General features: G+C 74.1%; 11 protein-coding genes. 8 read left to right on the top strand and 3 right to left on the bottom strand.

Features of this window, described 5'->3' with window-relative positions; all coding sequences use genetic code 11:
• Nucleotides 1-28: 28 nt before the first annotated feature.
• On the top strand, nt 29-1,387 hold the full coding sequence (locus tag EV372_RS05390; RefSeq protein WP_197044362.1) for an IS4 family transposase: 1,359 nt from the start codon (nt 29-31) through the stop codon (nt 1,385-1,387).
• A 36-nt stretch (nt 1,388-1,423) separates the two neighbouring features.
• Here the strand turns inward: EV372_RS05390 and EV372_RS05385 are convergent, their stop codons facing one another.
• Together EV372_RS05385 and EV372_RS05380 are read right to left on the bottom strand one after the other, a co-directional pair.
• The gene (locus EV372_RS05385) at nt 1,424-2,062 is read right to left on the bottom strand and encodes a TetR/AcrR family transcriptional regulator (RefSeq protein ID WP_013154831.1); all 639 of its coding nucleotides are present in this window, start codon (nt 2,060-2,062) and stop codon (nt 1,424-1,426) included.
• Between the two features lie 264 nt (nt 2,063-2,326).
• Complete coding sequence (locus EV372_RS05380) at nt 2,327-2,551, bottom strand: hypothetical protein (protein WP_013154830.1); 225 nt, start codon at nt 2,549-2,551, stop codon at nt 2,327-2,329.
• A gap of 282 nt (nt 2,552-2,833) precedes the next feature.
• Between EV372_RS05380 and moeZ the strand changes: the two genes are divergently transcribed.
• From moeZ to EV372_RS05345, 7 genes are all read left to right on the top strand, one after another.
• Complete coding sequence (moeZ, locus tag EV372_RS05375) at nt 2,834-3,997, top strand: adenylyltransferase/sulfurtransferase MoeZ (RefSeq protein WP_094804702.1); 1,164 nt, start codon at nt 2,834-2,836, stop codon at nt 3,995-3,997.
• A 186-nt stretch (nt 3,998-4,183) separates the two neighbouring features.
• Nucleotides 4,184-4,570 (top strand): SPW repeat protein, encoded by a 387-nt coding sequence (locus tag EV372_RS05370; RefSeq protein ID WP_013154828.1) that lies wholly within the window; start codon nt 4,184-4,186, stop codon nt 4,568-4,570.
• A gap of 77 nt (nt 4,571-4,647) precedes the next feature.
• A complete protein-coding gene (locus EV372_RS05365) occupies nt 4,648-4,974 on the top strand; it encodes an MGMT family protein (RefSeq protein WP_013154827.1) in 327 nt (108 codons plus the stop codon).
• A gap of 86 nt (nt 4,975-5,060) precedes the next feature.
• Entirely contained in the window at nt 5,061-8,240 is a 3,180-nt protein-coding gene (locus EV372_RS05360) for an ATP-dependent DNA helicase (RefSeq protein ID WP_197044490.1), read from the top strand.
• Complete coding sequence (locus EV372_RS05355; protein ID WP_130395096.1) at nt 8,233-11,685, top strand: ATP-dependent helicase; 3,453 nt, start codon at nt 8,233-8,235, stop codon at nt 11,683-11,685. Before EV372_RS05360 ends, EV372_RS05355 begins: the two co-directional genes overlap by 8 nt.
• A gap of 50 nt (nt 11,686-11,735) precedes the next feature.
• Nucleotides 11,736-12,011, top strand: a complete 276-nt coding sequence (locus tag EV372_RS05350; RefSeq protein WP_372497228.1) for a GntR family transcriptional regulator — start codon at nt 11,736-11,738, stop codon at nt 12,009-12,011.
• Nucleotides 12,012-12,101: 90 nt separating this feature from the next.
• Nucleotides 12,102-12,548, top strand: coding sequence for a TOBE domain-containing protein (locus EV372_RS05345; RefSeq protein WP_253794891.1), 447 nt, complete (start codon nt 12,102-12,104; stop codon nt 12,546-12,548).
• Nucleotides 12,549-12,949: 401 nt separating this feature from the next.
• Here EV372_RS05345 and EV372_RS05340 read toward each other — a convergent pair whose 3' ends face one another.
• Nucleotides 12,950-13,504: an EF-hand domain-containing protein gene (locus EV372_RS05340; RefSeq protein WP_130395095.1), complete on the bottom strand. Its 555-nt coding sequence runs from the start codon at nt 13,502-13,504 to the stop codon at nt 12,950-12,952.
• Between the last annotated feature and the right edge of the window lie 157 nt (nt 13,505-13,661).

Here is a 13,661-nt window from a genome sequence, read left to right as displayed (position 1 = left end):
CCAAGATCACCGTTCAACAGGAGCTCCGTTGGACACCCAGTGTGCCATCTCCCGCCCGGTCGTGGTCGCCGCGGGAGCCTTCGCTCCCGGCCACCTCGGCGAACTGACCCAGACCGTGCCCTTCGACATGGTCGACGAAGCCCTCGCTCAGACCCATCGAACACAACAACGAGTCCGTGACCTCCCCTCCCGCGTGGTCGTCTACCTCCTCCTGGCCGCAGCCCTGTTCCCCGACCTGGGCTGGTCACAGGTATGGCAGCGCCTGACCGCCGGACTCCAAGGACTACCGGTGGCCTGCCCGACCAGCAGCGCGCTGGCCCAGGCCCGCACACGGGTGGGCACCGCCCCACTCCAGTGGCTGTTCGACCTGCTGCGCGGCCCCGCCCCGGGCATCGCGACCCCCGGAGTGTGGTGGCACGGCCTGCGAGTATGCGCGATCGATGGCACCACCATGGCCCTGGCCGACAGCCCCGCGAACCTGTCCCGCTACACCAAGCACGGCTCGCACAACGGCGGTTCCAGCCACCCCGCCCTGCGGCTGCTCACCCTGGTGTGCTGCGGCACCCGCACGCTCATCGACGCCGTTTTCGGACCCACTGCCCAGGGCGAGAGCACCTACGCTCCCACGCTGGTGCGCAGTATGGGAGCGGGCATGATCGTGCTGGCCGACCGCGCTTTCGCCTCCCAGGCTCTGGTCCAGGCCATCGCCCGGACCGGAGCGCACACCCTGGTACGCGTCAAACAGGGCCGTCGACTGCCCGTCCTGGGCCGTCTGGACGATGGTTCCTCCTTGTCGTGTCTGGGCGCTGTGCAGGTGCGCGTCATCGACTGCGAGATCAGTGTCGCCACCACCGCTGGCCTGCGCAGGAGCGGCTACCGGCTGGTCACCACCTTGACCGACCACCGCACCCACCCCGCTACTGAACTGATCGCGCTCTACCACCAAAGGTGGGAGATCGAGACCGCCTACCTGGAGATCAAGTCCACCCTGCTGGGCGGTCGCGTGCTGCGGGCGCGGACCCCGCAAGGGGTGGCTCAGGAGGTGTACGCGTTGTTGGTCACCTACCAGGTCGTGCGCCTGTGCATGGCCGATGCGGCCGCTGCTCGGGCGGGTGTGGACCCAGATCGGGTCAGCTTCGCTATCGCGGTGAACACCGCCCGCGACCTGGTCGTGCAGGCCGCGGGCGTGGTCTCGGGCGCGGTCATCGATCTGGTGGGCGTTATCGGTCGCCGGGTGTTGGCCGATCTGCTGCCGGGTCGGCGTGTGCGGGTGCGACCCCGTGTGGTCAAACGCGCGATCTCCAAGTACAACGCGAAAGGTGTGGTGGACCGAACTAGCTACAAGGCCACCATCAGCATTGATGTCCTGGTTCCACCAGGCTCTTGACAGCGCTCGCTCAGCCTTAACTAAACGGCATTGCCCCTAGCCCTGTTCGCCGGAGCCGCGCTGGAGGTCCCAGCCGCTGATCCCGCGCCAGGCCAGGCGGGCCACCAGCTGCTCGGCCGCGTCCTTGGGCACGGAGCCGCGGCTGTTGAGCCAGTACCGGGCGCTGGTCTCGGCCATGCCGACCAGACCGATGCTCAGCAGGTGCGCCTCCTCGTCGGAGATGCTGGTGTCCTGGCGGATCACCTCGCCGATGGCCTCGGCGCAGCGCTGGAAGGTCTCCTCGGTCTTGGCCCGCACGGCCGGGAGGTTGCGCAGGTCGGACTCGAAGACCAGGCGGAAGGCCTCGCCGTCGCCCGCGACGAAGTCGAAGTAGGCGCGAAAGCTCGCGATGACGCGCTGGCGGTTGTCGTCCGTGCTCTCCAGGGCCTCGCGCTGCTTGTCGACCAGCACCTCGGAGTGTTCCTCCAGCAGGGCCAGGTACAGCTCCAGCTTCCCCGGGAAGTGCTGGTAGAGGACCGGTTTGCTGACTCCGGCGCGGTCGGCGATCTCGTCCATCGCCGCCGCGTGGTACCCGCGCGCGACGAAGACCTCCTGGGCCGCCGCCAGGAGCTGGCGGCGGCGCCTGACCCGGGGCAGACGGGTTCCCCGGGCGCGGGAGTCTGAAGGAGCTGTCACACCGACCCTCCGAACTCGGCATGGCAGATGCACGCCATAACCGGACATCTGCGTGGCTAGTGCTCGCGGAGCGCGGCCAGTGGCGCGCTCCACAGCGGTCCCCCTCATCCTACTCCGGCGTAGGTTCCCCGTGAGCAGGGGGAAGCCGGCCGGGGTCCCGGGCGGGCACGGTGGGGCACCGGCCGAACACGTGGTCAGGGCCGCGATCGGCGGCCGGGAGGAAGCGGAGGAAAAAGGACGCGCTTCCGGGCGGGGGAGCCCCCGTCAGCGCCGCTCCTCGTCGTCCGGGCCCGCCTCGCGGGCCTGTTCGACCACGTCGGCCTCGGCGGCGTGCTCGAAGCTCTCCTGCGGCGGGTCCTCCCACCCGTCCCCGCCCTCGTCGGCCCCGGCGGACGCGCGCTGCTCGACCGCGTCGGCCTCGGGCACCTCGGCCGCGGGGTCCCCTCCGGCGGCCGGGCGGCGTCCCACGGAACGGTTCTCCTGTGCCACGGGGTCCTCCCCAACGTCGTCGCCGTGCGTACGCCCGACCACTACCCGCCGCCCGGGCCGGTACGCGCGGCCCCCGGGATGAACTCGCACGCCGCGTTGGTTGTGACGGGCGGGGACGGACCCGCGAAGGGTGTGCTCCACGCCTCCCGGTGACGGGAATGCAATACCCCACCCGTTAGGTTGGGTATGAGTGCAAGCACGCTTCGCCTCCCCGCCCCCTCGCCCGGTGGCCCCCGCGGTACGGGCGGTGCGAAGCAACCCGAACAGACATGAGGAGTCACCGTGTCGCTGCCGCCGCTGGTGGAACCAGCTGACGAGCTGACCGTGGACGAGGTGCGCCGTTACTCGCGTCACCTGATCATCCCCGACGTGGGTATGGACGGGCAGAAGCGCCTGAAGAACGCCAAGGTCCTGGTCGTCGGCGCGGGCGGCCTGGGCTCCCCGGCGCTGCTCTACCTGGCCGCCGCGGGCGTGGGCACGCTCGGCATCATCGACTTCGACGTCGTCGACGAGTCCAACCTCCAGCGCCAGGTCATCCACGGACAGAGCGACGTCGGCCGCCCCAAGGCCGAGTCCGCCCGGGACAGCGTCAAGGAGATCAACCCGGGCGTCCGCGTCATCCTGCACCAGGAGCGCCTGGACTCGGACAACGCGCTGGAGATCTTCGCCGACTACGACCTGGTCCTGGACGGCACCGACAACTTCGCGACCCGGTACCTGGTCAACGACGCCTGCGTCATCCTCGACAAGCCGTACGTGTGGGGTTCGATCTACCGCTTCGACGGCCAGGTCAGCGTCTTCTGGAACGAGTACGGGCCGCAGTACCGCGACCTGTACCCCGAGCCCCCGCCGCCCGGCATGGTGCCCTCCTGCGCCGAGGGCGGCGTCCTGGGCGTGCTGTGCGCCTCCATCGGCTCGGTCATGGTGAACGAGGCCATCAAGCTGATCACCGGCATCGGTGAGCCGCTGGTGGGCCGCCTGCTCATCTTCGACGCCCTGGAGATGACCTGGCGCGAGGTCAAGGTCCGCAAGGACCCCGACACCGAGCCGGTCACCGAGCTCATCGACTACGAGGCGTTCTGCGGCGCCGTGTCGGAGGAGGCCACCGAGGCCGCCGCCGGTTCCACGATCACCGCGGGCGAGCTCAAGGACCTGCTGGACAACAAGCCCGAGGAGATCTTCCTCGTGGACGTCCGGGAGAAGAACGAGTACGAGATCGTCAGCATCCCGGGCGCCACGCTCATCCCCAAGGGCGAGTTCCTCAACGGCAAGGCCCTGGAGCGGCTGCCGCAGGACCGGCGCATCGTCCTGCACTGCAAGTCGGGCGTCCGCTCCGCCGAGGCGCTGGCCGCGGTGCACGCGGCCGGGTTCTCCGACGCCGTCCACGTGGGCGGCGGCGTCCTGGCCTGGATCAACCAGGTCGACCCGAGCCTGCCCGAGTACTGACGGACGGGCCCGACGGGGGACGGGGCGGTGCCGGGAGGCGACTTCCGGCGCCGCCCCGCCGCGTTCGCGCCCCGGCCCCCGACCCGCCCCGCGTTCCGCCGTCGTGCCTGCTCAGCCCGCCGGATGGGTAGGGGTCCGGACAGGGGCCGTCGGCCGACGGCGGCCCGCTCCTCGGGAGGTGGCTCCATGGGACGCAGGGGACGCTGGGCGGACTGGGTGGCGATCCTCGCCGGCCTGGCCCTGGGACTGAGCTGGATCTGGCACGGGATGTACGGCTTCGGCGGGGGAGCGATGTTCGTCCTCGGACTGGGCGTCATCGTGGCCTCGGTGGTCTCCATCACCCGGCCGGGGGCGCTGTCGAGCGAGGCGGGCGTCCTCGCGATCGGCGTCCTGGTCTTCGTGATGCCGTGGCTGCTGGGCTTCACCGACCTCACCGCCGCCGCCTGGACGGCGTGGATCCTCGGCGCCGTCGTGGCGCTGCTGGGGGCGTTCGGCCTCGTCAAGGCGCGCCAGGCCCGCAGGCGCGACCCCGAACTCGCCTGGGGCGCGCACGGCGACCAGGTCACCGCCTGACCGGACACCGCGCGCACGCCGGGGCCGCCTCCGCGGCGGGCCCCGCCGTGTCGGCGGTCCCCGGTAGGCTGCCGCCTGTGTTCGAGGACGCGGAGGGCGGGCCGGACGACTACGCCGAGGAGGTCCTGGCGGTGGTCGAGCGGATCCCGCCGGGACGGGTGATGGCCTACGGCGACATCGCCGAGTACGTCGGCAGGGGAGGACCCCGCCAGGTCGGCTCGGTCATGTCCTCCTGGGGCGGTGCGGTGGCCTGGTGGCGCGTGGTGCGCGCGGACGGCAGACCGCCCTCCTGCAACGAGGTCCGCGCCCTGTCCCACTACGCGGCGGAGGGCACGCCCATGCGCCCCGCGAGCGATCGCGTGGACATGCGCAGGGCCCGCTGGGACGGGGAGGGCGGGGGCTGAGCGGTCCGCTGTGGCGGGGATGACGTGCGGGATGGTCGCCACCCTCTGGTGAACTGGGGGGTGTGAACACATCTCCGTACCGTCTCGTGCGGCGCGCCCACCAGGTGCAGCCGCCGCCGGTGCTGGACGAGAACCAGCGGCGCGTGGTCGAGCACGAGGGCGGGCCCCTGCTGGTGCTCGCCGGTCCCGGGACAGGCAAGACCACCACGATCGTCGAGTCGGTCGTGGACCGCATCGACCACCGGGGCACGGACCCCTCGCGCGTGCTGGTGCTCACCTTCAGCCGCAAGGCCGCCCAGGAGCTGCGCGAGCGCATCACCGCCCGGCTGCGCCGCACCACCCGCGAACCGCTGGCCCTGACCTTCCACAGCTACGCCTACGCCCTGATCCGGCGCGAGTTCCAGCGCATGGGCGACCTGCCGCCGCGCCTGCTCTCGGGACCCGAGCAGCTCATGGAGGTCCGCGAACTCCTGCGGGGCGAGGCCCTGGACGGCGCCGCGGACTGGCCCGAGCGCCTGCGCCCCGCCCTGGAGACCCGCGGGTTCGCCGAGGAGCTGCGCGACTTCCTCATGCGCGCCCAGGAACGCGGCATGGGCCCGGACGAGCTGGCCGCGCTCGGCCGCGACCGCGACCGCGACGACTGGGTGGCCGCGGCCGGGTTCCTGGACCGCTACACCGGCCGGTTCGACATCGCCCCGGTGCCCACCCTCAACTACGCCGAACTCGTGCGCGTCGCCGCCAACCTGCTCTCCGACCCCGGGGTCCGCGAGCGCGAGCGCGCCACCCACGAGGCGGTGTTCGTCGACGAGTACCAGGACACCGACCCCGCCCAGGAGGAACTCCTGCGCGCCCTGGCCGGGGACGGCCGCGACCTGGTCGCGGTCGGCGACCCCGACCAGTCCATCTACGCCTTCCGCGGCGCCGAGGTGCGGGGCATCCTCGACTTCCCGCGCCGCTTCCCGACCGCGCGGCGCACCGAGGCGCCCGTGGTCGCGCTGCGCACCTGCCGCCGCAGCGGCCGCGCCCTGCTGTCGGCCTCGCGCGGCCTGACCCGCCGCCTGCCCGCGGTCGCCTCCGCCCGCGGCCACGTCAACGAGCACCGCGACCTGGCCCCCGCCGAGGGCGTGCCCGACGGCGAGGTCCGCGTGCTGCTGGCCGACAGCGCCGCCCAGGAGGCCGCGGTCATCGCCGACACCCTGCGCCGCGCCCACCTGGTGGACGGCGTCCCGTGGTCGGACATGGCCGTGCTGGTGCGCTCCTCCACCCGCCAGCTGCCGGTGCTGCGCCGCGCCCTGACCGCCGCCTCGGTCCCGGTCGCGGTCGGCGCCGACGACCTGCCCGTGGCCGCCGAGCCCATCGTGCGCCCCATGCTCGCGCTGATCCGCTACGGGCTGGCCCCGGCCGAGCTGGACGACGACGCCGCGCGCGAACTGCTCACCAGCCCTTTCGGCGAGGCCGACACGGTACGGCTGCGCAGGCTCGTGCGCGCGCTGCGCCGTTTGGACCTGGACCGCGCCCACGGCGGCGCCCCGGAAGGGGACGCCTCGCGGGAAGGCGCCCGGGAGGAGGCGGACCCCGAGGGGGGCAGCGCCTACCGGCCCTCCTCACAGCTGCTCGTGGACGCCCTGCGCGACCCGGCCGAGCTCACCCTCGTCGACCCCGAGGTCGCCGCGCCCGCCACCCGTGTCGCCCAGGCGCTGCGCACCGTCCGCGACCTGAACGCCAGGGGGGCCGACGCCGAACAGGTCCTGTGGGAGCTGTGGCGCGACAGCGGCCTGGCCGACCGCCTGCTGCGCGCCAGCCTGGCCGGGGGCCGCCGGGGCGCCGCCGCCGACCGCGACCTGGACGCCGTGGTCGCCCTGTTCGAGAGCGCCGCCCGCTACTGCGACCGGTTGCCCCCCGGCAGCCCCGCGGGGTTCCTGGAGGACCTCGCCGCCCAGGAGATCCCCGGCGACAGCCTCGCCGAGCGCGCGCCCGAGGGCGAGGCGGTGCGCATCCTCACCGCCCACCGCTCCAAGGGCCTGGAGTGGGGCCTGGTCGTGGTCGCCGGAGCCCAGGAGGGCGACTGGCCCGACCTGCGCCTGCGCGGTTCCCTGCTCGGCGTGGAGGAACTCGTGGACACCGACGTGCACTCCGCCGACTCCTCCGGAGCGGCCCTGGCCTCCAAACTCCTGGACGAGGAGCGCCGCCTGTTCTACGTGGCCCTCACCCGCGCCCGCCGCACCCTGGTGGTGACCGCCGTGGGCGGGGAGGACACCGACGAGCGGCCCTCGCGCTTCCTGACCGAGATGGGCGTGGGCGAGCCCGAGCCGGTCAGCACCGGTCTGCGCTGGCTGTCCCTGCCCTCGCTCGTCGCCGACCTGCGCTCGGTGGTCACCGACCCCGGCGCGCCCGAACCGCTGCGCGAGGCCGCCGCCACCCACCTGGCCCGCCTGGCCGAGGAGGGCGTGCGCGGCGCCGACCCCGCGGAGTGGTACGCGCTCACCCCCTTCACCGACGACCGGCCCCTGGCCGAGGAGGAGGACACCATCCGCGTCTCGCCCTCCCAGGTGGAGAGCTTCACCAACTGCCAGCTGCGCTGGCTCCTCGAACGCGCCGCCGGGGCCTCCTCCGGCGACTCCGCCTCGGCCCTGGGCACCGTCGTGCACGCGGTCGCCGTCCTGGTCGCCCAGGGCAGCACCCCCGACGAGATCAGCGGGCGCATGGACGAGATCTGGGCCGACCTGGACTTCGGCGGCCCCTGGCAGGCCAGGGCGCAGCGCGACCGCGCCGACACGATGGTCCGCAAGCTCGTGGACTGGGAGGCCGCCAACGACCGCGAACTCGTCGTCACCGAGGAGGGCTTCCGGGTGGACGTGGGCGGCATCGAGATCACCGGCCGCGTGGACCGCCTCGAACGCGACGACCAGGGCAGGGCCGTGGTCGTGGACATCAAGACCGGGAAGAACAAGGCCGACGACCTGGCCCGCCACCCCCAGCTCGGCGTCTACCAGATGGCCGTGCTCAAGGGCGCCTTCGCCAAGCTCGGCCTCACCGAGCCGGGCGGCGCCGCGCTCGTGCAGGTCGGCGAGAAGATCCAGAAGGCCCGGGAACAACCCCAGCCGCCCCTGAGCGAGGACCCCGATCCCGGATGGGCCGGGACGCTGGTGCGCGAGGTCGCCACCGGCATGGGCGGGTCCCGCTTCACCGCGACACGCAACAAGGGATGCAGGTCGTGCGCCGTGCGCGCCTGCTGCCCGGTTCAGGACGAGGGCAGACATGTCTGAAACCCACCCCCACCCCCACCCCCGCCGGTCCCCGTCCCGCCCCCACCCCGAACCCGAACCCGCTCCCGCTTCTCCTCCCCGCTTCTCGCCCCCGGAGCTCGCCCGCCTCCTCGGCCAGCCCGAGCCCACCGCCGAGCAGTCCGAGGTCATCTGCGCCCCGCTGGAGCCGGGCGTGGTCATCGCGGGCGCGGGGTCCGGCAAGAGCGAGACCATGGCCTCGCGCGTGGTGTGGCTGGTCGCCAACGGCCACGTGCGCCCCGAGCAGGTCCTCGGCCTGACCTTCACCCGCAAGGCCACCGCAGAGCTGGCCGAGCGCGTGCGCAAACGCCTGGAGCAGCTGCGCGCCACCGAACAGCTGCCCGAGGAGCTGCTCGACGGCGAGCCCACCGTGTCCACCTACAACGCCTACGCCGGGCGCATCGTCGCCGACCACGCCCTGCGCGAGGCCGTCGAGCCCACCTCCCGCCTGCTCAGCGAGGGGCAGGCCTGGCAGATCGCCGCCCGCGTCGTCGGCGAGTACGACGGCCCCATGGACCTGATCACGGTCGGGGCCGACACCGTCACCCGCCGGGTCCTGGAGCTGTCCGGGCAGATCGCCGACCACCTCACCACCACCGAGCAGGTGCGCGGCATCGGCCGGTGGTTGCGCGCGGCCGTCGACGCCCTGCCGCGCAAACCCGCGGTGCCCACCCGCAACCTGCTCAACGCCCAGCTGCGCCGCGAACAGCTCCTGCCGCTCGTGGAGGGCTACGAGCACGCCAAGCACGTGCGCGAGGCCATGGACTTCGGCGACCAGGTGTCCCTGGCCGCGCGCATCGCCCAGAACCACCCGGAGGTCGGCCTCATCGAGCGGGGCCGCTTCCGCGTGGTGCTGCTGGACGAGTACCAGGACACCAGCCACGCCCAGCTCGTGCTGCTGCGCGCGCTGTTCGGCGAGGGCCACGCGGTGACCGCCGTCGGGGACCCCTGCCAGTCCATCTACGGCTGGCGCGGGGCCATCGCCGCCAACCTCGCCAACTTCCCCAACGACTTCCCGGCCGCCCCGGGCCGGGCCGCGTCCGTGCGCCGCCTGGCCACCAGCTTCCGCAACGGCGAGAGGATCCTGGAGGTGGCCAAGCACATCTCCGAGCCGCTGCGCGCGGAGAGCGCCGAGGTGCCCGTGCTCTACCCCGGCCCGGCCCGGCGCGGCCGCGGCGCCGTCCGGACCGGTCTGTTCATCGGGCAGCGGGAGGAGGCGCGGTGGATCGCCGAGCAGGTCGCCGGCTACCTGCGCGCCGCCCCCGGCCGGGCGGGCAGCGCCACGACCGCCCCCGACGGGCTGCCCTGGCCGCCGGGGGAGTCGGGCGGCGCCGCGGACGGCGGCGTCAGCCCCGGCGACGTCGCCGTGCTGTGCCGCAAGCGCTCGCAGTTCCCGGCCATCCGGGAGGCCCTGGAGGCGCTGGACATCCCGGTGGAGGTGGTCGGCCTGGGCGGGCTCATGATGGTGCCCGAGGTCCGCGACATCATCGCCACCCTGCGCGTGGTCCACGACGCGTCCGCGGGCAACGAGCTCGCCCGCCTCCTCACCGGGCCGCGCTGGCGGATCGGCCCGCGCGACCTGGCCGCCCTCGGGGCCCGCGCCGCCGAGCTGGCCCGCCAGACCCGGCGCGACCTCACCGCGCCCGAGCCCGAGCAGAGCGCCGAGGACGACATCCTGCGCCGCACGGTCCTGGACCTGACCGCCGAGAGCGGCAGCCTGGTGGACGCCGTGGACGACCCCGGCCCCGCCGAGAGGTACTCCGCGACCGCCTACGAGCGCCTGGGCCGCCTCGCCGAGGAGCTGCGCTCCCTGCGCAAGCTCGTGGGCCAGCCGCTGCCCGACCTGGTCACCGAGACCGAGCGGATGCTCGGCCTGGACATCGAGGTGGGCGCCCGCAGCGGCCGCGACCCCCTGTCCGCCCGCGCCGACCTGGACGCCTTCGTCGACCACGCGGTCCGTTTCGCCGGGAGCAGCGAGGACCCCACCCTCGGCAGCTTCCTCAGCTACCTCAGGGCCGCCTCGGAACGGGAGAGCGGCCTGGCCCCCGGCGAGCGCGTCGGCGGGAGCGACACCGTCAAGCTCATGACCGTGCACGCCTCCAAGGGGCTCCAGTGGCCCGTGGTGGTCGTGCCCGGCGTCAGCGGCGGAAAGTACGCCCCGCTGTTCCCCACGAGCCTGTCCGAGGGCGACATGTGGATCAAGGGCGAGCACCTGCTGCCCTACCGGCTGCGCGGCGACCGCCAGAACCTGCCCGAACTCCTGGCGGTGGACAAGAAGGGCATCGACGCGTTCAAGGAGGCCGAACGCGAGCGCCACCTGCTGGAGGAGCGGCGGCTGGCCTACGTCGCCGTCACCCGCGCCTCCTTCGCCCTGCTGTGCACCGGCCACTGGTGGGGCACCGACGCCGCGAGCGAGCGCGGGCCCTCCCCGTTCCTGGAGGAGATCCGCCTCGCCTGCGAGGGCGGCGCCGGGAAGGTCGAGCACTGGGAGCCCAGACCCGACCCCGACGACAACCCCTACGAGGAGGAGGACGACGGCACGGCCGTGTGGCCGCCGCGGGAGGACGACGGCTCCGGCCCCCCGGAGGAGGGCGCCGAACCGGACCGGCCGCGCGACCGCCGCGCCCAGATCGCCGAGGGCGCGGCCATGGTCGAGCGCGCCCGCGCCCGCCTGCTCGCGGGGGAGGCCGACCCCGCGGAGGAGGCCGCGCCGCCGCCCGGGCTGCGCCGCCGCATCGGGGGCTGGGAGCGCGACACCGAACTGCTGCTCGCCCACCGCCGCGCCGAGGGGCCGGGGACCGGGAACGGCACGGTCGAGGTCGAGCTGCCCGCGCACCTGTCGGTGTCGTCCATGGTGTGGCTGGCCCGCGACCCCTCCGCCCTGGCCCGGCAGATCCGCAGGCCGCTGCCGCGCCCGCCCGCGCCGCACACGCGCCGGGGCACCGCGTTCCACGCCTGGCTGGAGCAGCGGTTCGGCCAGCGCGCCGCCCTGCTGGACGAGCTGCCCGGCGCCGCCGACGAGACGGCGGGTCAGGACGAGGACCTCGCCGACCTCCAGAGCCGCTTCGAGGAGAGCGAGTGGGGCTCGCGCGTGCCCGTCGAGGTGGAGGTGCCCTTCGAGACGGTCATCGGCGACCGGCTCGTGCGGGGGCGCATGGACGCGGTCTTCCACGACCCCGCCTCCGGCCGCTACGACGTGGTGGACTGGAAGACGGGGAGTCCGCCCGGCAACGGCCCCGAGCGCCGCGCCGTGGGCGTGCAGCTGGCCGCCTACCGGCTGGCCTGGGCCGACCTGGCCGGGGTCGCCCTGGAGGAGGTGAGCGCCGCCTTCCACTACGTGCGGGCCGGCCTGACCGTGCGCCCCGCGGACCTGCTCGACGCCGAGGGGCTGGCCGCGCTCATCGAGGCCGTCCCCGAACCCGGGTGAGAGGTCCGCCACCGCCGCGGGTCGCCGTCCGTTCACCGGTGTGGTGGACAATGACCCGCGTGTCGATCCCAGGAATCCCCCAGGACAGCGGCGCCCCCGTGCGCGCGGGCGTCCCCGAGCACGGGCGCGTCCCCAAGTACTACGCGGTCCGGATACAGCTCACCGAGCTGGTGTCCGGGCTGGTGGTGGGCCAGCCGCTGCCCACCGAACGCGAGCTGGCCGAGCGCTTCGGCGCGGCCCGCGAGACGGTCCGCCAGGCGCTGCGCGACCTCCTGCTGGAGGGCAGGCTCAGCCGCCGCTGCTTGTCTGGCGAATTTGTGAATTGATCGAGTGCCCGCCTGCACCGCGAACTGCCCGACGTCACGATCCTGTACGTCACCCACGACCAGAGCGAGGCGCTCACCCCGGCCGACCGGGTGGCGGTCCTGGACCGGGCCCGGCTGCGCGACTGCGACACGCCCGAGCGCCTCTACCAGCGCCCCCGGACGCCGTTCACCGCCCGCTTCGTCGGCGGCGCCAACCTGCTGCCCGCCCGACTGGCCGACGGGCGCGTGCACTGCTGCGGGGCCGCCCTGGAGGCCGACCCCGGCGACCTGCCGCCCGGCACCGGCGACGGTGACGGGCTGCGCGTGTGCCTGCGCCCGCACCGGCTCACCCTCGGCGGGGGCGAGCACACCCTGGAGGGCCGGGTCACCGACGTCCAGTGGCGCGGCTCCACCCACCGGATCACCGCCCTGGTCGACGGCGTCCCCGTCACCGCCAAACTCCGGGAGATGCGGACCCCGCCCGAGACCGGTGCGGCGGTCACGCTCGGCTTCGCCCGCCGGGACGCCGTCCTGCTGCCGGATGAGGAGGCCTCGTGAGCGTCCGGACCGCGCCGACCCCGGCGGGCACCGCGTCCGCGCCCCCCGCGGGCGGGGGCGCCCCGGCCCGGGCGCCCCGTGCCCTCCCCGTGTGGGTGTGGGCGGTGCCGCCCGTCGCGCTGCTCGCCCTGGTGTTCCTGTACCCGCTCGTCCTTGTCGCCCTGGAGTCGGTCACCGCGCCCGGCGGCGGGCCCACCCCCGCCCACCACGCCGACGTCCTGGGCTCGGAGTCCTTCCGGTCCGCGCTGGCCACCACCGTGTTCATCGCGGTCACCGCCACGCTGGGCTGCCTGGTCCTGGGCTTCCTCCTGGCCCTGGTCGTGGCGTTCGTGCCCTTCCCCGGCAGCGGGGCCGCCGGTCCCGCGTGCCGGAGGAACCGCGCGCGGGACCGGCGGGAGGGTTCAGATCACGCCGAAGACGAAACCGCCCGGGGCATGGGAGTCCTCGCCGAAGAGGTACTCCCGGGCCGACAGGACGAACTCCGCGCGGCCGATGAACCCGTCGCCGTCGGTGTCCAGGGCCCTGAACCGGTCCAGGGCGTCGGAGGAGGAGGCCCCCAGGACCTCGGCGTACCGGACGTACTCCGCCTCGCTGATCGACCCGCCGTCGTCGGTGTCGAGCAGGTCGAAGACCGCCTCGGCCACGCCCTCGGTCATGTTGAACCGGCTGCGGTCCTCGGAGGCCGCGTGCATCGCCGCGACGAACGCCTCCCGGTCCAGCCGCGCCCGGGTGGGCGAGCCGTGGCGCAGCAGCTCCAGCCAGAGCATCTGGTAGGAGGCGTGGACGGCCTGGGCCCGGCGGTCGCTCAGGTCCAGCGCGTACCCCTTCGTGTAGCGGTCGAGCAGGCGCTGGTAGTCGTCCCAGGTGATGGCCCCGTCGCGGTCGGTGTCCAGCGTGTCGAAGAGGCGGCCGAACCTCTCGGCGACCGCGGTGGCGGGAACGGTGTCCACGTGCATTCCTCTCGTCGGCGGGCGGGCGCGTCCCGCCCCTGCACCTTCGAGTGTCCCGTGAGCCGAAGAGTTCCCCGGCCCCCGCGGCTCCGCCGCCGGGCCGTCCGGGCGGCGGAGCCCCCCCCGGAGCGGGCCGGGGACGGGCGTGCGGGGCTCCTGGGCC

Source organism: Nocardiopsis sp. CNZ308, from assembly GCF_004217075.1.
The sequence above is the reverse complement of the archived record's forward strand: the minus strand, read 5'-3'. Positions and strand labels throughout refer to the sequence as shown.

Excerpts from the sequence above, each read along its gene's own strand:
- EV372_RS05350 (WP_372497228.1), top strand. The coding sequence starts at position 11,736 with ATGACCCGCGTGTCGATCCCAGGAATCCCCCAGGACAGCGGCGCCCCC.
- EV372_RS05355 (WP_130395096.1), top strand. The coding sequence starts at position 8,233 with ATGTCTGAAACCCACCCCCACCCCCACCCCCGCCGGTCCCCGTCCCGC.
- EV372_RS05340 (WP_130395095.1), bottom strand. The coding sequence starts at position 13,504 with ATGCACGTGGACACCGTTCCCGCCACCGCGGTCGCCGAGAGGTTCGGC.
- EV372_RS05370 (WP_013154828.1), top strand. The coding sequence starts at position 4,184 with ATGGGACGCAGGGGACGCTGGGCGGACTGGGTGGCGATCCTCGCCGGC.